The sequence below is a fragment of the Arthrobacter sp. 10L430 genome (genome assembly GCF_056395245.1).
This window is the reverse complement of sequence record NZ_JBFTJD010000034.1, coordinates 20,315-40,937: the sequence shown is the minus strand read 5'-3', so window position 1 is coordinate 40,937 and position 20,623 is coordinate 20,315. Positions and strand designations below refer to the sequence as shown.

Sequence of the window (20,623 nt, the reverse complement as noted above, 5' to 3'; positions counted from 1 at the left end):
TTGTCCAGGGCGGTGGTGATGATGGTTCCGGCGCGGGAGGCGATGGTCCCGGCGGCGAGGTTCGCGGCGGTCTGTTCGCAGGCGGGGGGCATGGGGTGGGCGTTGAGGCCGGTGCGGGGCAGCACGGCCGCGGCGAGGGCGAGCCGGCGCCGGGCTTCGCCGATGCTGATCCGGAGCCGGACCCGGAGGTATTCGGCGGTGTTCCGGCACCCGTCATCGGCAGGCACAGACCGCACCGGCACCGGCCCCGCCGCCGCGGCCCCGGATGCTCCTGCACCGGCAGCGGTGTCGGCCGCGCTGCCGGTGTCGGTGTTGGTGCCCCAGCCGGTGGTCCAGCCTGTGGCTTTTGCCGCGGGTCCGGCGGCGTTGACCGCCTCGGTGCGGGTCCGTTCCACCGCGGCCGCGGCGAGCAGCTGAAGGTGCTCGGCCCGGCGGGAGAGCTCCTCGGTCAGGTCCGCGAAATCCGCCGCCTCCCGGAAGGAAGCCAGCCCGAGTTCATTGTCCGCGGCGTCGACCGCCGATGCCAGCGCCTCCAGACACTGTTCCAGGGCCTCAGCCGCCCCGCCACTGAAGGCGGTGCCAGTAAACGTCACGCCGGTGACGGACCCGCCGGCGGCGGCACCGCCGTCGGACGCCGCGTGATCCGTGAGCAAAGCGGGAGGGGGAACGCTGCGAAGCGCGCGGCCCCGCAGCAGGGCAGCCGCGCTGAGGCCCGGCGTTACCGCCTGGCCCGCGGTGTGATCCGCTGCGTGTTCCCCCATTGCTTCCATAGGAAAACTTTGTCAGAGGGGTCTGACATTTTTAGCTGCGCAAGGATAACCCAGTTGAAGGGAGCGAAATCTCAAATGGATGGCCACGAAGATAGGCCGAACAGCCACAGACCACGGCCTGGCGGGAAACGTTGTCGCGAACCGACCGACGGACTACGTCTCTGAAACAGCGGACTCCCGGCTCTGCGAGCTGCCCTTAGATCCGGAACCGCCCGCAGACGGCTCCTTCTGCCAAGGCCATCTGCCTGTGATTTCCAGTTCCAACGAGAAGCTCAGGAAAGTACGGATGAGCACGATGATGGCCAGCACGCCGACACTTTCAAACGTCGGAGTGACGGCTACGGTGCGGATGATGTCGGCTGCCACGAGGAGTTCCAGTCCGAGCAGAATGGAGCGGCCGAGCAGTTGGCGGTACGAGCGGTAGACGGACATGCGCCCGGCATCGGCGGGCAGGCGCCGGGGCTGGTAGCCGCGCAGTGCCATGGGGATCGAGACCACAGCGCCGATCACCATTACAGCCACGCCTGCGAAGTCCATGAACCTGCCGACTGCTTCAATAATGTGCTGAAAATCCATCGGGCCCCTCGTTGAAGTTGCGTTCGGTCCGGGGTGGTTCCCGTTCCTCCAGCGAGCTTGGTCCGGCCAGCCGGTGTTGCTTAGAGGAACAGCCTAGGGGTGCCGCACTCCGACCCCGGCCAGAATGTCGCGGTATCCCTCACGAAACGTCGGATAGGCGAAGGAATATCCGGTCCCTCGCAGCAACGCGTTGCTGCATCGCTTGTTGCCGCCGCGCGCCTCGCCAACCGGGCCCGACGGCGGGACATCGAGCCCCAGCTCCGATGCCAGGAAACACAGGACATCACCGAGTTCGGCAGGATCTTCGTCAACACCGACATAGACAGGAGCCGGTTCTTCAGCCATGGTGCACAGTCGAAGGATGGCGCCGGCGGCGTCGTCCCGGTGAATGCGGTTTGTGTACCGCTTGTCTTCGGGAAGCACGGCCGACCCGCTGCGGACCTGATCTATTAGCCTTGTACGCCCGGGCCCGTAGATGCCCCCGAGGCGTAGCACCACAGCCGTCGTGGACGTCCCGTGCAGCCGCGTCAGGAGCAGATCCTCGGCCTCGCGGAGGATGCGGCCAGAGAAGCTGCCGGGTGCCGGCGTCGTGCTTTCATCCACCCAATCGCCGCCGGCGTCGCCGTAAACGGCGGTGGAGGAGACAAACAGGACGCGACGCGGCGTCACACCGTCGCGCTCGAGCGCGTCCAGGACATGTGAAAGGCCGTCCACGTACGCCGCACGGTATGCCGCCTCAGTCGGCGAATCGGCGGCAACGGCAACGACGACGGCGGTTGTATCTGCCGGGACCGGCGGAAGGTCAGCGGTGCTCAGGTCAGCCGCCGCCCCTTCGATTTCCAGTGGCAGTTTCGCGGGCGAACGCCGCCACCCCACAACGCGGTGCCCGGCTGCGGCGAACCGCAGCCCGACTTCGGTGCCCAGGTCGCCACAGCCTGCCAGAAGGATAGTCATGCCTGCCCTTACAGCGCAGGAACCGGGAAGAACACTCGGGGATCCTGCAGCAGGGCTGGGTAGTCGAATGCTGAACGGTCAATGATTTCGGTGACTTTGAAGTTGCGGCCGAAGCGGCCGTCGTCGAGCGTGATGGGCCGGCCGAGAACCATGCCGACGGCGAACTTGCTGCCGCCTTCAAACGGTACGGCCACCGGCGACTTGCCGGGCAGGGTGGAGAAGGCCGCTTCCTGGCGCTGGCGTTTCCGCGACGGCTTCTTGACGAGCTGCTTGGGAGGCAACTTGCGGGCGACCTTGGACGGGCGACGCGAGCTTGAGTCCGCGTAGACCGGCTGGTAGTCGTCTTCGGTGCTGGCCGCAGTCAGGGTTGCACGTCCCACGGCCGGCAGTCCCACTTTGTCCAAACGTTCGGGGTCGATGTCACCCACGTGCTCGCGCAGGATCCACAGCACGTCGTCCTCCGGGTCCTCGGGCAGGAACTCGTGGCGGGGTTCAGGCCAGACATACTCCAGGTCGGCTTCCGTGTCCGGGAAAACCGGCGCATAGAACCGCGGATCCTTCCGGATGAGGTTGGAACGGTGGCTCAGGTGCAGCTCCGGGTCGCCCAGCCATGGCGGCATGGCGATTTTGGCGGCGTAATCCGGGTGGGCCGCCTGTGGGGCGAACTCGCGGATGTTGTCGCGTGTGTTGTCCGCGAACCCGCGCTTGGTCCACTCGTCGGCCATGGCCAGGCCATACATGGTGAGCGCCGGGACGTAACCCATCCACATGCGGATGGCCGGGTGTGACTGCCAGCCGTACTCCGGGATCACCAGCGCACGCAGTGTCTGCAGCGCCTCGACACGCTGCTTGCCGAGCCTGGCGGGGTCCAGCGCGGCAGCGCTTTGCTGGAAATCGGGATACGGAAGGAAGGTTTGCATCCTTTCAGTCTGACGCCCCGCGCCCGATGTGCCAATTACGGTGTCCGAGCCCACACGCTCGCACACGCCCAGCCCAAATAAAGGTGTTCACATAGTGGACCTATGCATACACCAACGTGCGCCGACCACTAAGATAGCCGAAACCTCACCAGCGTCTGGAAGCCCTCACATGACTCTTACCTCTCCCGCGCCCCTGTTGCCCGCGCCCTCAGCGGCCAAATCACACGGGTCACAGGCGCCTCAGCACTTCATTCCGAAGTACGGCAAAATGCTTGGCCCCGAGGCAAACGGCATCCTGGTTCTTGACGAGTTTACGCTCGATCCGGCGGCCGCCCGTAAGGACCAGCACCGCTTTCGCACGGCACTCGCTTCCGTCGCGTTGACTCTGCGCCGGCTGGTGGCCCTGCGCGTTGTGATCGCGATCGTCGCTGTTGCCAACCTGCCGCTGTTCCTGATGTCGACGGGCTGGTGGATTTACGCCGTCTCGCTCGCTCTGGTCATCGGAGTGCACCTGGCAGTGAACTGGCTCAACAAGCACGAACCGCGGGTGAAGCAGCGCCACGAGCTTGAACTCCACCGGCACCGCGAACTCAGCGCCAACTACCGCAAGGTGCGTGACGCCGTGAAGTTCGTCATCGACACCCCTTCCCGCATGAACGAGCACCTCTACTTGGAGCTGCTCCACGCCAAGCGGGTCGCCCTGCACCTCGCATCGGGCACAGTGGCCCTGCTGGACACGAGCGACGACGCCGCCTGGAAGGTGCGCATCGTTCGTGAACTGCCGGCAGCAGCCTAAGGCGACGCCTCAGAAGTAACGCGTGTCGCCTGCCAGGCAGCAGCCATCAGCAACTTAACAGACAACGACGCCGGGACGCCCCACAACGGGGACGTCCCGGCGTCGTATTGCTTTAAGGGAAAGACTTTGAGGGGAGGAACGCTGAAAAACGACGGCGGGCGCCACCCGCCAACGTCACGTCCCGGCCTCGTCCCCGGTTCAGCAGCGACCTGGCGCCCGGGTGCGCGAAGCGGACAGTCCGGACGCCCTACTGATTCAGGCCAACGACGCCGGGCCGCCCCGCAGAGGGGAGCGGCCCGGCGGCCGGCGTGGCGAATGACCGCCTGCTGCGGAAGGAAACACGTTCGCGCGCTGACGCATGAAAAGCCAGTTAAAAGAACGACGCCGGGCCGCCCCCACAAAGTGGAGCGGCCCGGCGTCGGACTTCAGGGGTCGGTCTGCACGACAGTGCGGAACTGTCAGCAGGCCACGGCCGCCAAATTAGGCAGGCAGCTGCAGAACCTGGCCAACGAACACCAGGTCGGGATCGGCGATGGTGGCAGCGTTGGCGTCGGCCAGGCTCTGCCAGCCGCCGTCAACACCGAGCTTGTCGGCGATCTTGCTCAGGGTGTCGCCGGCCTGGACGGTGTAGGTCTCGCCGCTAACGGCGACGGCAGCAACATGTTTGGCCTGGACGGGGGCTTCGGCCTGCACGGGAGCCTGGACCGGGGCCGCGGTGGCGACCGGGGCCTGGGCAACCGGAGCAGTCTGAACCGGTGCGGCCTGGACGGGTGCGCTCTGCGGCAGGATCTGCGGGGCAGCTGCGGTAGCGCCGCCGCTCAGACCCAGCTTGGCGGCGCAGGCGGGCCATGCGCCCCAGCCCTGGCCGGCCTGGACCTTTTCGGCTACAGCGATCTGCTGGGCGCGGGAGGCGCCTTGAGGGGAGCCGGTGCCACCGTAGGCAGCCCAGGTCTGCGGGGTGAACTGCAGGCCGCCGGAGAAACCGTTGCCGGTGTTCGTGGCCCAGTTACCGCCGCTCTCGCACTGGGCGAGGGCGTCCCAGGTGGAGGTGCTGGCGGTGGGGGTTGCGGCGTTTGCGGCGGTGGCGGAAAGTGCAAGCCCTGCAACAGAAACGGCGGCGAGAGTTACTCCACGGCGCGCGGCAGTGCTGAAAGTAGATTTCTTCATGGTGGGATGCTCCTGAGGCCACCCGCGCTCGGTCCGTCCCCGGACGTTGTCGCGCTACCGCCCGCCCCTGACAAATAGAGGTCATTTCGGTGTCCGCCGGCCGGGCAGTAACTGGTGGAGGCGGCACCGGGCATTCATGGGCCCGCGTGGCGCGGGCATGTGTTCAACGGTAAAGCAGTGAGTCCCCGTTATCAAATCGAGATCAATATTGACAGTCAAGTGGACGGCCGGAGGCCCATGTGACAGGCGCCTAAGTCGAGCGGAGGCCGCCGCAGACGGGTCCGCGGCGGCCTCTTTGGCCTCAGGATTTCAGGGCCGTGGCCAGGTACGGCGCCGTCCGACTGTCGGGTGAAAGCGCGACGGCGGCTGCCGTACCGGCGGCGACAATCTCACCGCCGGCGTCGCCGCCCGACGGTCCCAGATCGATGACCCAGTCTGCGGCGGCCACGACATCCATCTCGTGTTCTACGACGACCACCGTGTTGCCGGCATCCACCAGGCGGTGCAGCTGCGCCATGAGAAGCTGGACGTCCGCCGGGTGCAGGCCGGTGGTGGGTTCATCGAGCAGGTACAGCGTGTGGCCACGGCGGGCACGCTGCAGCTCGGTGGCGAGTTTGATGCGCTGGGCTTCGCCGCCGGAGAGCTCAGTGGCGGGCTGGCCCAGCCTGAGGTATCCCAGACCCACGTCCCGCAAGGTCTGCAGGCTGCGCGCGGCCGCCGGAACGTCGTCCAGGAATTCTGCTGCCGAGTTGACGGTCATGCCCAGGACTTCCGCCACATTCTTGCCGCGGTAGGTGACTTCCAGGGTTTCCGGGTTGTAGCGCGAGCCATGGCATTCCGGACACGGACCGTAGCTGCCGGGCAGGAACAGCAGCTCCACGGCTACGAAGCCCTCACCTTGGCAGGTTTCGCAGCGGCCGCCCACCACGTTGAAAGAGAAGCGCCCTGCGCCGAAACCCCGGGACCTGGCCCCGTCCGTGGCGGCGAATTCCTTGCGGACGGCGTCGAAGAGTCCGGTGTAGGTGGCGAGGTTGGAGCGCGGGGTCCGGCCGATCGGTTTCTGGTCCACCGTCACCAGCCGGTCCACCCGGTCCAGGCCGGACACGGGCCCGACTGACAAAGGTGCTGTGACCTCGCCGGCGTCCTCCGGTTCCTCCAACGCTGTCCTGTCCGCTGCCCTGTCCGCGGGGCTCGGCCCGGGCCCGGCCCCGGAATCGGAATGCAGCCGGGCGCCGACCACTTCCGCGAGCACCTGGCTGACCAGCGTCGACTTGCCGGAGCCGGAGACGCCGGTCACCGCGGTCAGGACGCCCAGCGGGAAGTTTGCATCAAGCTCGCGCAGGTTGTGGCGGCTGATATCCCGCAGCTCAAGCCAGCCGTCGGGTTCGCGGCGCGCGCCGCCGTCGATCGCTGGCCCGCCGCCGTCGGCTGCTGACCTGTCGGCCGAACCGCCGGCCCGGCCGCCGCCGCCGTCGGCCGCGCCGCCGCCGTCAGCGCCGCCGCCGTCAGCGCCGCCGTCGGCCGCTGACCTGGCGGAACCGTCCGGAAAGAGGAACGCCCGGGTGACGGACTCCTCCACGTCGGCCAAGCCGGCCACAGGGCCGCTGTAGAGCACCTCGCCGCCGCCTTCTCCGGCGTGCGGCCCCACGTCCACGAGCCAGTCAGCACGGCGCACCACGTCCATATTGTGCTCAACCACGAACACTGAGTTGCCGGACGACTTGAGCTGGTCGAGCACCGCCAGCAACGGTTCAGCGTCGGCGGGGTGCAGCCCGGCGGATGGCTCGTCGAGCACGTAGATCACGCCGAACAGCCCGGAGCGCAGTTGGGTGGCGATGCGGAGCCGCTGCATTTCGCCGGGGGAGAGCGTGGGGGTGGAGCGTCCCAGTGCCAGATAGCCCAGGCCGAGCTCCAGCAGCACGTTGACCCGCTGCAGGAGATCCCGCGTGATGGCGACAGCCACCTCGTTGCCTTCGCCCGAGGTCTGCTGCCGTGATGCGGTGACCGAATCGGTGAGCTCCGCGGTGGGACGGATGATCTCTGCCAGTTCGGCCATGGGAACGGCGTTCAGTCCGGCGATGGTGTGTCCGGCGAAGGTCACCGCCAACGCCTCTGGTGTCAGGCCGGTGCCGCCGCAGCGGGGACACGGCCCGGTTTCCATGTACGCCAGGACACGCTCGCGCATGGTGTTGCTCTTGGAGTCGGCGAGGGTGTGCAGGACGTAGCTCTTCGCGCTCCAGAAGCGGCCCTTGTACGGCTTGGCCACGCGGTCGCGCTGGGGCGTCACCTCCACCACGGGCTGTTCGTCGGTGAAGAGGATCCAGTCGCGGTGCTTCTTGGGGAGCTTCCGCCACGGCGTGTCCACGTCATAGCCAAGGTGGGTGAGGATGTCGCGCAGGTTCTTGCCCTGCCACGCGCCCGGCCAGGCGGCGATGGCGCCGTCCCGGATGCTGAGCGAGGTGTCGGGAACCAGGGACGCTTCGCTGACGGTGTGCGCGATGCCCAGGCCGTGGCACTCGGGGCAGGCGCCGGCGGCGGTGTTGGGGGAGAAGGCATCCGAGTCCAATTGCGCCGCACCAGCCGGATACGTCCCGGCCCGCGAAAACAGCATGCGGAGCGAGTTCGACAACGTGGTGACAGTGCCCACCGTTGACCGGCTGCTGGGCGTGCCGCGGCGCTGTTGAAGCGCGACGGCGGGAGGCAGCCCGGTGATCATCTCCACTTTCGGGTTGTGCCCCTGCTGGATGAGGCGCCGGGCGTAGGGCGCCACGGATTCGAAGTAGCGGCGCTGGGCCTCGGCGTAGATGGTGCCGAACGCCAGCGAGGATTTACCCGAGCCGGAGACGCCCGTAAAGGCGACGATCGCATCGCGCGGGACGTCCACGTCCACGTTGCGAAGGTTGTTTTCGCGGGCTCCGCGCACCCGGACAAAGCCGTCTGCTGTGTGGTCAGGCGCCAGGCCCGGCAGATGATCAGCATACTTTTCACTTCGCATCTATTCGACTCTAGCGGTGATGGCAGATCCGGGGACTATTCTGGCGGAGTGAACACTTACGACGGCGCCACCGAACCGACCGATCAAGCCCCGATTCTGGACGGAACGGAGGGCCCGGCGGCCCCGCCGCTCACGCCGTTGGCCGAACTGCACCTGCATATCGAGGGAACGCTGGAACCCGAATTGATCTTCGCACTGGCCGAGCGCAACGGCATCGAGTTGCCCTACGCGGACCTCGACGAGCTGCGGGCGCGGTACGAATTCACGGACCTGCAGTCCTTCCTGGACCTGTACTACGCCAACATGGCGGTGCTGCGGACCGAGGAGGACTTCGCTGACATGACCCGCGCCTACCTTGGCCGGGCCGCGGCTGCGGGAGTGCGTCATGCGGAGATCATGCTGGACCCGCAGGCCCATCTGTCCCGCGGCGTTTCACTGGAGACCTGCGTCAACGGTGTGGCCACAGTGCTCGCCACGTCGCAGGAGGAGTTCGGGATCTCCACCCTGCTGATCGCTGCCTTCCTGCGGGACCTGTCTGAAGAGTCCGCTCTAGAGGTTCTTGAAGCATTGATCGCGATGAACGCGCCGATTACGGGCATCGGCCTGGATTCTGCGGAGGTGGGCAATCCGCCGGCCAAGTTCGAGCGGCTGTTTGCCCGGGCCGGCGAAGCAGGCCTGCGGAAGATCGCGCACGCAGGCGAGGAGGGACCGCCGTCGTACATTATTGAGGCGCTGGACGTGCTGGGAGTCGATCGGATCGACCACGGCATCCGGTGCATGGAGGACCCCGACCTGGTGGAGCGGCTGGTGGCCGACCGGGTGCCGCTGACCGTCTGCCCGCTGTCGAACGTGCGGCTGCGGGCGGTGGACATGCTGGCCGACCATCCGCTTCCGGCGATGCTGGCTGCCGGACTGAACGTGAGCGTGAACTCGGATGATCCGGCGTATTTCGGCGGCTACGTGGATGACAACTTCGCCCAGCTGGAATCGGTCATGGGGCTGTCCGAATTCGACCGCGTCCGGCTTGCCGCGAACTCCATCGGGTCCTCGTTCGCCAGCGAAGAGCGCAAGGCGGAGCTGCTGGCTGAACTGTCAGGCTGAGGCCGCCGGCTGGCGCGGGGAGGAACCGCGCAGGATCCACCATCCCAGGGCGGCCATGGTGAGCCCGATGGGGATTCCGTACGGCGGAAGGCCCGCGTTGTAGCCCAGCACGCCGGCCACGATGAACGCCACGCCCGCCCACGCCGGGAACATCCGTGACCGCCAGCCGGTGATGCCGAAGACTATCCAGCCGAGTGCAAACAGGACATAGCTGGAGAGGCCGCCGACAGCCAGCATTCCGGATCCGCCCGCGAGGATCGCGCCCGGTGCAACGTCGGCGATCCAGGGGCCGGCGAACCCGTCGAACCACATGTTGCCGGCCATGTCCAGGGTGCCAACGAGCGCGAAACAGAAGCCGACGGCGCCGAGGCCGCCGGTACTTCCGGCGGAGCGGAAGTAGACCGATACGAGGGCGAGGACGAGGCCGATGAAGACCACCCAGTACAGTGCGTTGGTCACCACGAACGGCGTCTGGCGCATCATCTCGATCCGGTCCAGGCTCCGGTCGGCGGCGAGCAGGCGGGCGACGTCCACAGCGGCGAATGCGAGTCCGGCCACCAGGGCGATCGGCCCGGCGGCTGAGGCGAGCGGTGAGGACATCTTTCCTCCTTGGTTTCTGGTGCCCTTACATCGGGCGCATCTTGAGGGAGAAGCGCCCGACGGCGGTGGCTGAGCGGGGTGCCTTGCGCCAGGCTTTGCGGTCGAGCAGCAGGGTGGCCAGGACCGCGGCGAGCACCACGGCGAAATAGATCAGTTCAGCGCGGCCGCCGGCTGCGCCGGTGAAGCCGAAGGAACCGACAGTGAAGGTGCCCTGGCTGTTGTGGAACAGGAAGGTCAGCAGGACGCTTCCGCCCGTGCGGTTGAAGAGCCATACGTACAGGAAGGTGATGACGAACGTCGTCGGCAGTCCGATCAGGCTTAGGCCGTTGAAAAGGATGAGCGGCAGGTGCCAGATGGCGACAAGGACGCCGAGGATCGCCGCCGACTGCAGCGGCGGACGGGAGGCCTGCAGCAGGGGAAGGGCGTAGCCGCGGAAGCCCGGTTCTTCGCCTAAGGGGCCGTCCAACGGGTTGACGAGACGCACGGCGAACGCCATCAGCAGCCCGTTCCAGGTCAGGTCCGCGAGGCCTGGGGCGGATGCGCCGAGAGCGGTGTTGATGAAGCCCGTGACCAGCACCAGCAGCGCGGGAAGCAGAAGCGCGACGGCGTACCAGACCCAGCCCACGCGCCACCGCACAAGCCGCCGGCCCCAGGCCCGGAAGCCGCGCCGGCCCTCGGCCAGGGCGATCACAATGACGGCCGCCAAGAGCGGGCCGACGGGCAGGAACTCCATCCGCGGCATCAGCCCTGCCGCGTAGAGAGGCCACGATGCCCAGGCAATTGCGTAGGCCAGAATGAAGAAGGCCACAAGCCTGTGACGTCTTAGCCAGGTGTTGGAACGACGCACGGCGGCTCCAAACGGTCAATGCGTAGTGCCCCAATTGTCCTCCCGATCCGCTCCAGGGCGCCAGAGAAGGATGGGCGGCTTCCGGGGCCACGCCGGCGAGAGAGCACTGTCCCAGCTTCCGGGCCAAATGCTTGCAGCCCCTTGCCATTCCTGCTAGTCCTGTGACTGGGGTAACACAATGTGTAGTGCCCGGGCCCTAAGCAGCAGGACCAGGACAAAGCAGCGAGTCAAGGAGTGTGCAGCATGCCGCGCAAGAATCCGCGTGTTGAAGAGGCTGACGACAAAGACCTTGAGGTGGGCAGGCCGAAGGAGTGGGCAGCCGGTATGCCCGGTGTCCTGCACTCGATGCAGCCGGCCCTGAAGCACATGGGCGTGGTCAGGACCGAGAAAACGCTGCTGGCCATGAACCAGAAGGGCGGTTTCGACTGCATGAGCTGCGCGTGGCCGGATCCCGACCACCGCAAGGCCTTTGAATTCTGTGAGAACGGCGCGAAGGCCGTCACATGGGAGGCCACGCCGGTGGTGGTGGCGTCGGAGTTTTGGGCAGAGCACCCGGTCAGTGAACTGCGGCAAAAGCCCGAGTACTGGCTGGGAATGCAGGGACGCCTCACCGAGCCGGTCTACAAGCCTGCGGGGGAGGACCACTACCGGCCGGTCAGCTGGGACGAGGCATTCAGGATTCTCGGCGACAAACTCAAGGGCCTGGCCAGCCCGGACGAGGCTGCTTTCTACACGAGCGGCCGGACGTCAAACGAGGCCGCCTTCATCTACCAGCTGTATGTGCGTGCCTTTGGAACCAACAACCTGCCGGACTGCTCCAACATGTGCCACGAGTCCTCGGGCTGGGCCATGGGCCAGACTATCGGCATCGGCAAGGCCACGATTTCCTATGACGACTTCGCCAAGGCGCAGCTGATCATCATCATGGGCCAGAACCCTGGCACCAACCATCCGCGCATGCTCACGGCACTCGAGGAGGCCAAGGAGGCCGGCTGCGAGATCGTTGCCGTCAACCCGCTCCCGGAAGCCGGGCTCATGCGGTACAAGAACCCGCAAAAGGTCAAGGGAATCGTTGGCCATGGAACGGAAATAGCAGACCAGTTCCTGCAGATCCGCGTCGGCGGCGATATGGCTCTCATGCAGGCCATCTCCAAACGGGTCCTCGACGCAGAAGCGAAGAATCCCGGAACGGTGCTGGACCACCAGTTTCTCGAGGAGCATTGCCAGGGGCTGGAGGAACTCAGGGCGCACCTGGCGGAGCTGGATGAGGACGCTGTCCTTGAGGCCACGGGCCTGCGGAGCGACGAGATCGACGAACTAGCTGCACGGTACCTGAAGGCGGACAGGGTCATCGTCACGTGGGCCATGGGCATCACCCAGCACAAGAAGGGCGTCGCCACCATCAAGGAGATCATCAACCTGCTGCTCCTGCGCGGCAACATGGGCAAGCCGGGCGCGGGCGCCTCGCCCATCCGTGGGCACAGCAACGTCCAGGGCGACCGCACGATGGGCATCTGGGAGCAGATGCCGCCAGCCTTCCTGGACGCCGTCGGCAAGGAATTCGCGTTCGACCCGCCTCGTGAGCACGGCGCGGATTCCGTCCAGACCATCCGGAGAATGCGCGACGGCGACATCAAGGTTTTCGTGGCGCTGGGAGGCAACCTCGTGGCCGCCATTTCAGACACCCACGCTGCCGAGGCGGCCATGGAGAACACTGAAATGACGGTGCAGATCTCCACGAAGATCAACCGCTCGCACACCGTGACCGGCAAGGAGGCGCTCATCCTGCCCACCATGGGACGCACAGAGATCGACATGCAGGCGTCCGGCCCGCAGTTCGTCTCGGTTGAAGACACCGTGTGCGCCGTCCATTCCTCGGAGGGCAAGGTGCGGCCCGTCGCGCCGAATCTCCTGTCCGAGGTGGCCATCGTCTGCCGCCTAGCACGGGAGACTGTGGCCGGAAAGACCAGCGCGGACTGGGACGGCTTCGAGAAGAACTACGACCTCATCCGCGAGCACATTTCCCACGTCGTGGCCGGGTGTGAGAACTACAACGACAAGATCCGGCAAAAGGGCGGCTTCGTGCTGCCGAACGGCCCGAGGGACTCGCGCACGTTCCATACGCCCACGGGCAAGGCGATGCTGACGGTCAACCACCTGGAGCACGTGGAGCGGCCGGCGGGAACCCTGATCCTGCAGTCCGTGCGCTCGCACGACCAGTTCAACACCACCATCTACGGCCACGACGACCGCTACCGCGGCATCAAGAAGGGCCGGAACGTGGTGTTCGTCAGCCCCGAGGACATTGCTGAGCTCGGCCTCAGCGACGGCCAGTTCGTGGATATCCACGGAGTCTATGAGGACGACGTGGAGCGGGTCATGAAGAACCTCCGCGTGGTGTCCTATCCCACGGCCCAGGGCTGCGCAGCCACGTACTACCCCGAGGCGAATGTGCTGGTCCCGCTGGACAGCGTGGCGGAGGGAAGCAACACCCCTGTTTCGAAGGCGGTGCTAGTGCGGCTGGAGCCGGCCACGGCCTGACGGGCGCAGCCTGAGTCGCCGGGGCAGGGGTCTCGGGGCCACGGCGTCACGGGGACACGGGCGCCTCCCGCGCGTGCGCTGGCGCCGCGGGGGTGCGCTGGCGCCTCCCGCGCGTGCGCTGGCGCCGCGGGGGTGCGCTGGCGCCTCCCGCGGGTGCGCTGGCGGGCCGGCACACCTGGGTGAGCACCGCTAACGGTCATTGAGCGGTGCTGGACCAGCCCTTGCTGTCCGGGCCGCCGTCGGCTCCGTGCTCGCACAGCTGCAGCACCACCTGCGCAGCGGACTCCACGGCCTCCGTTGGCGTGGTCTTTCCGTGGTGGGCTGCAAGGCCGGCCGCGTATCCTACGAGCAGGGCGCTGACGGGCCCGGCGGAACCGTTGACAGCCTGCGCCGATTCGTCGGCGAGCCGTCGGACCAGCCCGTGGTCAACCTTGAGGTCCAGGATTTGCAGGGCCTGGGTGAGCCGCCGGGCCCACTGGTCGAGGACCTGATCTTCGCTTGTGTCGCCAGTGCCGCTGGTGCCCTCGGTGCTGCCGCTCATGGGATTCCCTTCGGTTGCTGCGGAGTCGGTTCAGGTGTCGATCGTGTTCATGTGGGGGTAGCGCGCGCCGGCAGCGGCTCCTGCCGGGGCCAGTTCATCGAGGCGCGCCAAGTCCTCTGCGGAAAGCTCGACGGCGGCCGCCCCCAGGTTTTCGTCAAGCCGCTCCCGCTTCTTGGTGCCGGGAATGGGCACGATGTGTTCGCCCTGCGCAAGGAGCCACGCGAGCGCCAGTTGTGCGGGCGAACACTGCTTCTCATCCGCAAGGTCCTTCACCCGGTCCACGAGCTCCAGGTTGCGGGTGAAGTTTTCGCCCTGGAACCGGGGCGAGTGGCGCCGGAAGTCGTCCGGGGCGAAGTCGTCAGGACTCCGCAGCTGGCCGGTCAGGAAGCCGCGGCCCAACGGACTGTAGGGGACGAATCCGATGCCGAGCTCGGCGAGCACGGGGAAGACCTTCGTTTCGGGTTCGCGCTCCCACAGGGAGTATTCGGTCTGCAGGGCCGTGATGGGGTGGACCGCGTGGCCCCGGCGGATGGTCTCGGCGCTGGCCTCGGACAGGCCCAGGTGCCGGACCTTGCCGGCCTCGACGAGCTCGGCCATGGCCCCCACGGTGTCCTCGATCGGTACCGTCTTGTCCACCCGGTGCTGGTAGTAGAGGTCGATGTAATCAACGCCGAGGCGCTGCAGGCTCGCATCGCAGGCGGACCGGACGTACTCGGGCCGCCCGTTGATGCCCACCCAGGAACCGTCCTGACGGCGTTCGTTGCCGAACTTGGTGGCAAGGACCACGTTCGAGCGGCGGCCCGCGATCGCCTTGCCCACGAGCATCTCGTTCGTGAATGGCCCGTACATGTCAGCTGTATCAAGGAGGGTGCCGCCGGCATCGAGGAAAGCGTGGATCGTGGCAATGGACTCATTTTCATCGCCAGTGCCGTAGAACTCGCTCATCCCCATGCAGCCAAGGCCGAGGGCGGAAACGGTCAGGGAACCAAGGGTGCGGGATTCCATCGGGCTCTCCTCATCAGGTATTTGCGGCGGAGTGGCTCAGGGGTGTGCAGACCGCCACTATAAGCACCTTGCTTTCGGGGCCACAATGGCCTGGGTGAGGCGCGGGTTGGACCAGCGGTTTGGACCAGCGCGGTACTGGTCGGAACGGCTAGGGCGTCGGGCTTCCGCCGTTGACGTTCAGCGTTTCTCCTACGACGAAGCTCGACTCCGCCGATGCAAGGAACACGTACGCAGGGGCAAGTTCCGCGGGCTGGCCCGCCCGTCCCAGCGGGGTGTCCTTGCCGAACTCGGGGAGGGCTTCCTTGGGCTGGCCGCTGCTGACCTGAAGCGGTGTCCAGATGGGGCCGGGAGCTACCGCGTTGACCCGGATTCCCTTCGGCGCCAGCTGTTGGGCGAGGCCCTTGGTGAAGTTGTTGATGCTGGCCTTTGTGGTTGCGTAGTCCACCAGGGTGGGCGAGGGGTTGTAGGCCTGGATCGACGTCGTGTTGATGATGGTGGAGCCCGCCGGAAGATGCGGTACCGCTGCTTTGGTGAGCCAGAACATGGCGTAGACGTTGGTCTTCAGCGTGTGGTCGAACTGTTCGTCGGTGATGTCGGCGATCTCCTCCTGTGCCACCTGCTTGCCGGCGTTGTTCACGAGGAGGTCCAGTCCGCCAAGCTCGCGGAGCGCAGTGTCCACCAGCTCGCGGCACGTGTTCGCGTCCTTAAGGTCGCCGGGAACCTTCACGGCCTTTCGCCCGGCCTTTTCGATCAGGTTGGCGATCTTCGCGGCGTCCTCTTCCTCTTCAGGAAGGTAGGAGAGGACGACGTCGGCACCCTCGCGCGCGAACGCAATCGCCGTGGCAGCGCCGATGCCGGAGTCGGCGCCCGTGACAATCGCCTTGCGCCCTTCGAGGCGGCCCATCCCGCGGTAGGTGTCCTCACCCAGATCGGCCTTGGGTTCCAGTTTTGCGTCCAGGCCGGGCTCGGGCTGGTGCTGCTTCGGCGGCTCGATGTGCTCGTAAGCCGTGACGGGATTCTTGAACGTGTACTGATCGGTCATGGTGCTCCTCCTGATGGCGGGGTTGAACACGGACAGTTCGCATGTGGATTAACAAGCTCCCAGCAGAATGCTAAGCATGCTTACGTTCAAGCCTAGCGAACGGTCTGCCGCGTGGCCAGCGCGATCGGTGCCTGGGGGTCCCGTGCAGTGCTGGGTGCTGTGCGGTCAGGCCCTTTCGCGGACGGGCCAGCCTCACTAGGCTGGCAATTCCAGGCCTGCTGAGCCGGCTGGCATTGGCGAGCCGCATGATGTGAGGAGTGCAAGCGATGGACAATCAGGACATTCTGCAGCGGATCCAGTCGCTGGTTGACGAAGAGCACCGACTGCGCGAGGTGGGGGAAGGGCACGCGTCGGACGTCGCCAGCCCGGAGCCGGGGGATCGACTGGCCAGGCTGCGGCAGGTGGAGGAGGCTTTGGATCAATGCTGGGATCTGCTGCGGCAGCGCCGAGCCAAGGCGAAGGCCGGGGAGGATCCTGACGAGGCCGACGTGCGGCCCGCCAGCGAAGTCGAGGGCTACCGGCAGTAGGCCCGGACTCCGCCCGCTGCCGGGTGGCCGCCGCAATCCGGCGTGCCGACGTCGGGAGCTTTTACTGCTTCGGCGCTTTACTGCTCAGCTCCGCCGTGCAGGCCGTCGTCGCTGCTGTCGCCCGAAGTTGCATCCCCGGTGTCATCCGACAAGTCCATATTGCCGCGCGCTTCGGCCATGGTGGGCCCGCCGGACGGGATGTCGTAGCGCTCGGGGCGGATTCCGTGGGACTGTTCCTCGATCAGCGCCTGCTCTTCACTGAAGCGGATTGCGTTGGCGTCGTCGCCCGCGTCGCCAGGGCCGTCGTCGCGGATCTTTGACGGGTTCGGGACTATGAAGCCGTCTTCCTTGGCATTGTGCTCGCTCATGGCCTTCATCCTTTCCAGTGCTGTGCTGTCCTGGTGATCAACGCACATGGTAAGCCTACTTTCTACTGCGCGCGGCGGGAAATGCACTCCTTTGTCAACCACCCGGTCAGCTGGTTTTGGCTGCACCACCGCGGCGGCCGACGTCCGGAAATCCGAGACTCCAGGCTCAGATCGGGTGTAATCCGCGTCATATCCGGTCGCGACACGCGGTATTTACCATTTCAAGTCGCCAGATTTACCGTCTACTTGGCAAACTACTGGGGGAACAATCGCTCTTTAAGGGGAACCATGCGCAAGACTGCCGCAGAAAACACCAACTTCCGGCTGAAGGCCGTGCTGGACGTTCTGGCGGAGGGGGTGTTGACTGGTGAGTCGCAGAATGCTGGCGAAGTACTCGCCGAGGCACTCATCCGAGTTCCGTTGAACGCCTACGAGGCTGAACTGCTCAGCGGGGGGATCCCCCGCGGCCACAAGTCGCTCACCACTGCCACGGCCAAGCTGGTCAAGGCCGGTTGGCTGGTCAAGGGCCGCTCCGGCTGGACCATCACCGAGGACGGCCTGCGAGCCACTGTCGCGTTCGCGGACGCCGACAGCTTCGCTGTAGCGCTCGACGCCGGAACGCCGGTTCCTGCCAACACGCCCCTTCCGGTGGCCGTGCCCGCCAAACCTGCCGCTAAGAAGGCAGCAGCCGTCAAGGCTGAGAAGGCTCCGTCCAAGGCTGCGAAGGTCGTTGACAAGGCTGCCAAGCTGATCGAGGACGCGGTTGCCCCCGTTGCCAAGGCGGTTCGCAGCAAGAAGGCCGAGGCGAGCTCCGAAACTGAAGCTCCCGCCGTCGAAACTGCCCCGCAGCCGGAAGCGGTAGCGGTTGCCGGTGACTTCAACACGCTGCTGGGTGCCCCGGAGAACTGGGCTCCGCAGTATGACGAAGCCCAGATGGAGCTCGACGCCCTCGACCAGCTGTGGAAGCTGACGGCTGACATTCCGGCCGGCCACTACACGTTCAAGATCGCGCTGAACCGCTCCTGGGAGGAGAACTACGGCGCTTTCGGTGCGTTCGACGGTGCAAACCACGAACTGCACCACGACGGCGGCCGCCTCACCATCCGGTACGACCACCGCACTCGGGACATCACCGTTAACGCATGACCCGGCGCGCCAACTGACCCGGGTCAGTACGCGGCCCGCCAACTGACGCGGCCCGTGAACTGGGACAGGTCAGTACGCAGCTGAGAAGCCCCGTTGCCGCAACCGCGGCAGCGGGGCTTCGCTGTTCGTCCGGAAGCACCGAGCGTCATTCGTGGGCGGACAGGGTCTTTTCCCGGTCCTCGAACACTTCCTCTCCCGGGCCGCTGAAGGCGCGCGACCTCTCCACTGCTTCCATCGAACCGGTGAACAGCTGGGAGTCGCGCGGATCGGACGGCTGCCGGGGGTGCGCCTCAAGCTGCGGGCGCCGGGGCGAGGCACTCGTGGCATGTGGCTGCGTTGAATTTTGCTGAGAGGAATTGACGGTTTCCCAGCGGATATGGGGCAGTGCCTGCGGATGCTGCCGCTGCAGAAATCCCACCAGCTCCTCGCGAACGAGGCAGCGCAGGTCGAACAGGGAGGCGCTGTCCGCGGCACTCACGAGGATCCGGACGCGCACGAAGCCGCTGGTGGCATCGGTGACCTGGAGGATGCCCACGCGTTCATCCCAGAGTTCGGTGCCGGCCAGCAGGGTCTTGAGTTCGGCGCGCATTGCTTCGACGGGGGCGCGCCAGTCGAGATCGAATTCCACAGTGCCCATGACCTCGGACCGCCTACGCGTCCAGTTTTCGAAGGGTGTGGTGGTGAAGTAGGTGGAGGGAAGAATGAGGCGGCGGTCATCCCAGATGTGGACCACCACGTAGGTCAGGGTAATCTCCTCGATCCGGCCCCATTCCTTCTGCACCACCACTACGTCGTCAACGCGGATGGCATCGGTGAAGGCCAGCTGGACACCGGCGAAAACGTTGACCAGTGCGGACTGTACCGCCAGGCCGGCAACGATGGAGATCAGTCCGGCCGAGGCCAGGATGCCTGCCCCGAGGGCCCGGACGTCCGGGAAGGTGAGTAGTGCGATGCCGAGCGCCAAAATGACCACCAGAGCTATGCCGATGCGCCTGGCGAGAATCACCTGGGTGCGCAGGCGTCTTGCGCGGCGGTTGTCCGCCACATCCACGCTGTAGTGCGTGAGCATCAGCGCTTCGATGATCAGCAGGATGGCAACTGCCAGCCAGGCCACAGAGGCGATGAGCGCGATCAGCAGGATGTGGTCCACGTTCGTGCGCCACGGGGCGTCGTCCGTGGTGAGTGCCAGGGCGATCCGGATGCCGGTCAGGCAGAGGGCCAGGCGGAGCGGAACCCGGCCCATGCGGGAGGTCTCGCGCAGCGCGGGGAGCCTTCGGTTGAACCGGAGGAGGATCTTCCGGAGCAGCCAGGAGAGGAACAGCCCTGCGGCTACGGCAACGGCTATTGCGAGAAAGGGCATTGCTGGGTTTACAAGGTCTTGCATGCGTTAACCCTTACCAACCTCTCCTCAGCCTGTTGAAATCGTCGGGAATGGGCTATGGCGGCATCGGTTCGGTTGCGATCGGGCCGATTCCAAGGTTTTCCCAAGGTCGGCTGCCGCACAATTAATCCATCGTCTTTTCTAATCTTTGAGGAGGGGCCTTGATGCGCCGAGCAGCATCATCAGCAGTGACGGTTTTCTCGGGTGTGTGCGTGGCGCTCACGCTCGCTTCCTGCGGTTCGCCGGCATCGGCTCCGCCCACAACGTCTCCGGCAGGGGAATCGCCCACAGCGTCCGCCAGCGCGAGCGCCACCTCGTCGCCGTCGGCTACCCCTTCGGCGGGCGCCACCACGCCCGCCGAAGGCTGGAAGACCTTCACGACGACGGACGGTTCGCTGTCCTTTGATTACCCGGCCGACTGGACCATCAAGGATCCGGCCGGGCAAACGCCCGCAGGCGGCGGCGCTTTTGTGGAAGTCTCCAAGGCCAACGGAAAGTCCATGGCCACCCTGCGCACCAACGTGGTCACCGGCGCCGAGTGCACCAAGAAGCAGCCTTACGGAATGCTGGACTCCCAGCCTCTGCCCGCGCTGGCCCAGGCAGGAAAGACACCCCGGTTCGCCTTCGAGTCCCGCATGGACCCCGAAGCAACCGACCCGACGAAGGCGAATATCCTTGCCTACGGCATCACATCCGCGCCGGAGCCCACCGGAACTGAGGCCTGCCCGATTTTCCACTTCTTCACCTGGCCGCCGAGCGGTGCGATGTTTGGCGGTGTCTACAACCCGTTCGACACGACGCCCGGCAACGAACCGTTCGTGGACACACCTGAGGCATACAAGGAGACGGCCGAGTACAGGGACATCCGCAAGATGATCACATCCCTCCGTCCCGCGGGCTGACAACCGCTGGGCGATGACTGCGTGCTGGTCGGGCCTGTCGGGACCGTCCCGCTGGTCGGTGAGGGTGTGCTGCTCGAGCCTGTCGGGACCGAAGACCCGGCGCTACATTGGACTCATGACTCACTCAAATGCGTCAGATGCGGACAGCGTGCGCCTCACGGCGCGCGTCACCGGGGCAGTCCAGGGCGTCGGCTTTCGCTACTGGACGGCGCGCAAAGCCGACGAGTTGGGAATCACCGGTTCGGTAAGGAATGACGACGACGGTTCGGTCGCCGTCGTCGCCGAGGGGCCGCAGCCGGTCATCATCGAATTCCGGCGCTGGCTCGGATCCAGCCAAGCTCCCGGCCGGGTAGCCCACGTTGACGAGAAGATGACTCCGGCCGAGGGGAAGTTCAACACTTTCAACGTGGTGGGCTGACGGGGTTTGTTGACCGGCACACTGGA

General features: G+C 66.2%; 20 protein-coding genes. 7 read left to right on the top strand and 13 right to left on the bottom strand.

Annotated elements, in window-relative coordinates:
- The 4 genes from AC1DDG_RS20375 to AC1DDG_RS20360 all read right to left on the bottom strand — a co-directional run.
- Positions 1–770, bottom strand: a 770-nt coding sequence (locus tag AC1DDG_RS20375; protein ID WP_476877498.1) for a DUF222 domain-containing protein, incomplete at its 3' end; no start/stop codon positions are given.
- 153 nt (positions 771–923) lie between these two features.
- A complete protein-coding gene (locus AC1DDG_RS20370) occupies positions 924–1,346 on the bottom strand; it encodes a DUF1622 domain-containing protein (RefSeq protein WP_230120125.1) in 423 nt (140 codons plus the stop codon).
- A gap of 93 nt (positions 1,347–1,439) precedes the next feature.
- Entirely contained in the window at positions 1,440–2,300 is an 861-nt protein-coding gene (locus AC1DDG_RS20365; RefSeq protein ID WP_476877497.1) for an SDR family oxidoreductase, read from the bottom strand.
- Between the two features lie 8 nt (positions 2,301–2,308).
- Complete coding sequence (locus AC1DDG_RS20360; RefSeq protein ID WP_476877496.1) at positions 2,309–3,220, bottom strand: MSMEG_6728 family protein; 912 nt, start codon at positions 3,218–3,220, stop codon at positions 2,309–2,311.
- Positions 3,221–3,488: 268 nt separating this feature from the next.
- Between AC1DDG_RS20360 and AC1DDG_RS20355 the strand changes: the two genes are divergently transcribed.
- On the top strand, positions 3,489–4,016 hold the full coding sequence (locus tag AC1DDG_RS20355) for a hypothetical protein (RefSeq protein ID WP_476877501.1): 528 nt from the start codon (positions 3,489–3,491) through the stop codon (positions 4,014–4,016).
- A gap of 480 nt (positions 4,017–4,496) precedes the next feature.
- Here AC1DDG_RS20355 and AC1DDG_RS20350 read toward each other — a convergent pair whose 3' ends face one another.
- Both AC1DDG_RS20350 and AC1DDG_RS20345 read right to left on the bottom strand, forming a co-directional pair.
- Entirely contained in the window at positions 4,497–5,183 is a 687-nt protein-coding gene (locus AC1DDG_RS20350; protein ID WP_230120128.1) for a transglycosylase family protein, read from the bottom strand.
- A 301-nt stretch (positions 5,184–5,484) separates the two neighbouring features.
- Entirely contained in the window at positions 5,485–8,178 is a 2,694-nt protein-coding gene (locus tag AC1DDG_RS20345; RefSeq protein WP_476877495.1) for an excinuclease ABC subunit UvrA, read from the bottom strand.
- Between the two features lie 48 nt (positions 8,179–8,226).
- On the opposite strand from AC1DDG_RS20345, the gene AC1DDG_RS20340 reads away from it, so the two are divergent.
- Positions 8,227–9,279 carry an adenosine deaminase gene (locus tag AC1DDG_RS20340; protein ID WP_476877494.1) on the top strand — a complete coding sequence of 351 codons (1,053 nt, stop codon included), beginning with the start codon at positions 8,227–8,229 and terminating at the stop codon, positions 9,277–9,279.
- Here the strand turns inward: AC1DDG_RS20340 and AC1DDG_RS20335 are convergent.
- Complete coding sequence (locus tag AC1DDG_RS20335) at positions 9,271–9,879, bottom strand: hypothetical protein (protein ID WP_476877493.1); 609 nt, start codon at positions 9,877–9,879, stop codon at positions 9,271–9,273. The genes AC1DDG_RS20340 and AC1DDG_RS20335 overlap by 9 nt on opposite strands.
- Before the next feature lie 25 nt (positions 9,880–9,904).
- A complete protein-coding gene (locus tag AC1DDG_RS20330) occupies positions 9,905–10,726 on the bottom strand; it encodes a CPBP family intramembrane glutamic endopeptidase (protein ID WP_476877492.1) in 822 nt (273 codons plus the stop codon).
- Between the two features lie 243 nt (positions 10,727–10,969).
- Here AC1DDG_RS20330 and AC1DDG_RS20325 point away from each other — a divergent pair, with 243 nt between their 5' ends.
- The gene (locus AC1DDG_RS20325) at positions 10,970–13,267 is read left to right on the top strand and encodes an FdhF/YdeP family oxidoreductase (RefSeq protein ID WP_476877491.1); all 2,298 of its coding nucleotides are present in this window, start codon (positions 10,970–10,972) and stop codon (positions 13,265–13,267) included.
- Positions 13,268–13,463: 196 nt separating this feature from the next.
- On the opposite strand, the gene AC1DDG_RS20320 is transcribed toward AC1DDG_RS20325, so the two are convergent.
- From AC1DDG_RS20320 to AC1DDG_RS20310, 3 genes are all read right to left on the bottom strand, one after another.
- Positions 13,464–13,808: a DUF6457 domain-containing protein gene (locus tag AC1DDG_RS20320; protein ID WP_476877490.1), complete on the bottom strand. Its 345-nt coding sequence runs from the start codon at positions 13,806–13,808 to the stop codon at positions 13,464–13,466.
- 30 nt (positions 13,809–13,838) lie between these two features.
- A complete protein-coding gene (locus AC1DDG_RS20315; RefSeq protein ID WP_476877489.1) occupies positions 13,839–14,813 on the bottom strand; it encodes an aldo/keto reductase in 975 nt (324 codons plus the stop codon).
- Between the two features lie 148 nt (positions 14,814–14,961).
- Entirely contained in the window at positions 14,962–15,855 is an 894-nt protein-coding gene (locus tag AC1DDG_RS20310) for an SDR family oxidoreductase (RefSeq protein ID WP_476877488.1), read from the bottom strand.
- A gap of 266 nt (positions 15,856–16,121) precedes the next feature.
- On the opposite strand from AC1DDG_RS20310, the gene AC1DDG_RS20305 reads away from it, so the two are divergent.
- Positions 16,122–16,382: a DUF2630 family protein gene (locus AC1DDG_RS20305; RefSeq protein ID WP_476877487.1), complete on the top strand. Its 261-nt coding sequence runs from the start codon at positions 16,122–16,124 to the stop codon at positions 16,380–16,382.
- A gap of 77 nt (positions 16,383–16,459) precedes the next feature.
- Here the strand turns inward: AC1DDG_RS20305 and AC1DDG_RS20300 are convergent, their stop codons facing one another.
- A complete protein-coding gene (locus AC1DDG_RS20300; RefSeq protein ID WP_476877486.1) occupies positions 16,460–16,750 on the bottom strand; it encodes a hypothetical protein in 291 nt (96 codons plus the stop codon).
- A gap of 288 nt (positions 16,751–17,038) precedes the next feature.
- Between AC1DDG_RS20300 and AC1DDG_RS20295 the strand changes: the two genes are divergently transcribed.
- Complete coding sequence (locus tag AC1DDG_RS20295) at positions 17,039–17,896, top strand: pullulanase X25 domain-containing protein (RefSeq protein ID WP_476877485.1); 858 nt, start codon at positions 17,039–17,041, stop codon at positions 17,894–17,896.
- A 145-nt stretch (positions 17,897–18,041) separates the two neighbouring features.
- On the opposite strand, the gene AC1DDG_RS20290 is transcribed toward AC1DDG_RS20295, so the two are convergent.
- The gene (locus tag AC1DDG_RS20290) at positions 18,042–19,280 is read right to left on the bottom strand and encodes a mechanosensitive ion channel family protein (protein WP_476877484.1); all 1,239 of its coding nucleotides are present in this window, start codon (positions 19,278–19,280) and stop codon (positions 18,042–18,044) included.
- Positions 19,281–19,441: 161 nt separating this feature from the next.
- Between AC1DDG_RS20290 and AC1DDG_RS20285 the strand changes: the two genes are divergently transcribed.
- Both AC1DDG_RS20285 and AC1DDG_RS20280 read left to right on the top strand, forming a co-directional pair.
- Positions 19,442–20,179: a hypothetical protein gene (locus AC1DDG_RS20285; RefSeq protein WP_476877483.1), complete on the top strand. Its 738-nt coding sequence runs from the start codon at positions 19,442–19,444 to the stop codon at positions 20,177–20,179.
- A 115-nt stretch (positions 20,180–20,294) separates the two neighbouring features.
- Complete coding sequence (locus tag AC1DDG_RS20280) at positions 20,295–20,597, top strand: acylphosphatase (RefSeq protein ID WP_230120141.1); 303 nt, start codon at positions 20,295–20,297, stop codon at positions 20,595–20,597.
- Positions 20,598–20,623 lie beyond the last annotated feature (26 nt).

Coding starts and splice junctions, on each gene's coding strand:
- AC1DDG_RS20285 (WP_476877483.1), top strand. CDS start 19,442: ATGCGCCGAGCAGCATCATCAGCAGTGACGGTTTTCTCGGGTGTGTGC.
- AC1DDG_RS20305 (WP_476877487.1), top strand. CDS start 16,122: ATGGACAATCAGGACATTCTGCAGCGGATCCAGTCGCTGGTTGACGAA.
- AC1DDG_RS20335 (WP_476877493.1), bottom strand. CDS start 9,879: ATGTCCTCACCGCTCGCCTCAGCCGCCGGGCCGATCGCCCTGGTGGCC.
- AC1DDG_RS20320 (WP_476877490.1), bottom strand. CDS start 13,808: ATGAGCGGCAGCACCGAGGGCACCAGCGGCACTGGCGACACAAGCGAA.
- AC1DDG_RS20280 (WP_230120141.1), top strand. CDS start 20,295: ATGACTCACTCAAATGCGTCAGATGCGGACAGCGTGCGCCTCACGGCG.
- AC1DDG_RS20350 (WP_230120128.1), bottom strand. CDS start 5,183: ATGAAGAAATCTACTTTCAGCACTGCCGCGCGCCGTGGAGTAACTCTC.
- AC1DDG_RS20355 (WP_476877501.1), top strand. CDS start 3,489: ATGCTTGGCCCCGAGGCAAACGGCATCCTGGTTCTTGACGAGTTTACG.
- AC1DDG_RS20325 (WP_476877491.1), top strand. CDS start 10,970: ATGCCGCGCAAGAATCCGCGTGTTGAAGAGGCTGACGACAAAGACCTT.
- AC1DDG_RS20290 (WP_476877484.1), bottom strand. CDS start 19,280: ATGCAAGACCTTGTAAACCCAGCAATGCCCTTTCTCGCAATAGCCGTT.
- AC1DDG_RS20315 (WP_476877489.1), bottom strand. CDS start 14,813: ATGGAATCCCGCACCCTTGGTTCCCTGACCGTTTCCGCCCTCGGCCTT.
- AC1DDG_RS20370 (WP_230120125.1), bottom strand. CDS start 1,346: ATGGATTTTCAGCACATTATTGAAGCAGTCGGCAGGTTCATGGACTTC.
- AC1DDG_RS20365 (WP_476877497.1), bottom strand. CDS start 2,300: ATGACTATCCTTCTGGCAGGCTGTGGCGACCTGGGCACCGAAGTCGGG.
- AC1DDG_RS20310 (WP_476877488.1), bottom strand. CDS start 15,855: ATGACCGATCAGTACACGTTCAAGAATCCCGTCACGGCTTACGAGCAC.
- AC1DDG_RS20295 (WP_476877485.1), top strand. CDS start 17,039: ATGCGCAAGACTGCCGCAGAAAACACCAACTTCCGGCTGAAGGCCGTG.
- AC1DDG_RS20345 (WP_476877495.1), bottom strand. CDS start 8,178: ATGCGAAGTGAAAAGTATGCTGATCATCTGCCGGGCCTGGCGCCTGAC.
- AC1DDG_RS20300 (WP_476877486.1), bottom strand. CDS start 16,750: ATGAGCGAGCACAATGCCAAGGAAGACGGCTTCATAGTCCCGAACCCG.
- AC1DDG_RS20360 (WP_476877496.1), bottom strand. CDS start 3,220: ATGCAAACCTTCCTTCCGTATCCCGATTTCCAGCAAAGCGCTGCCGCG.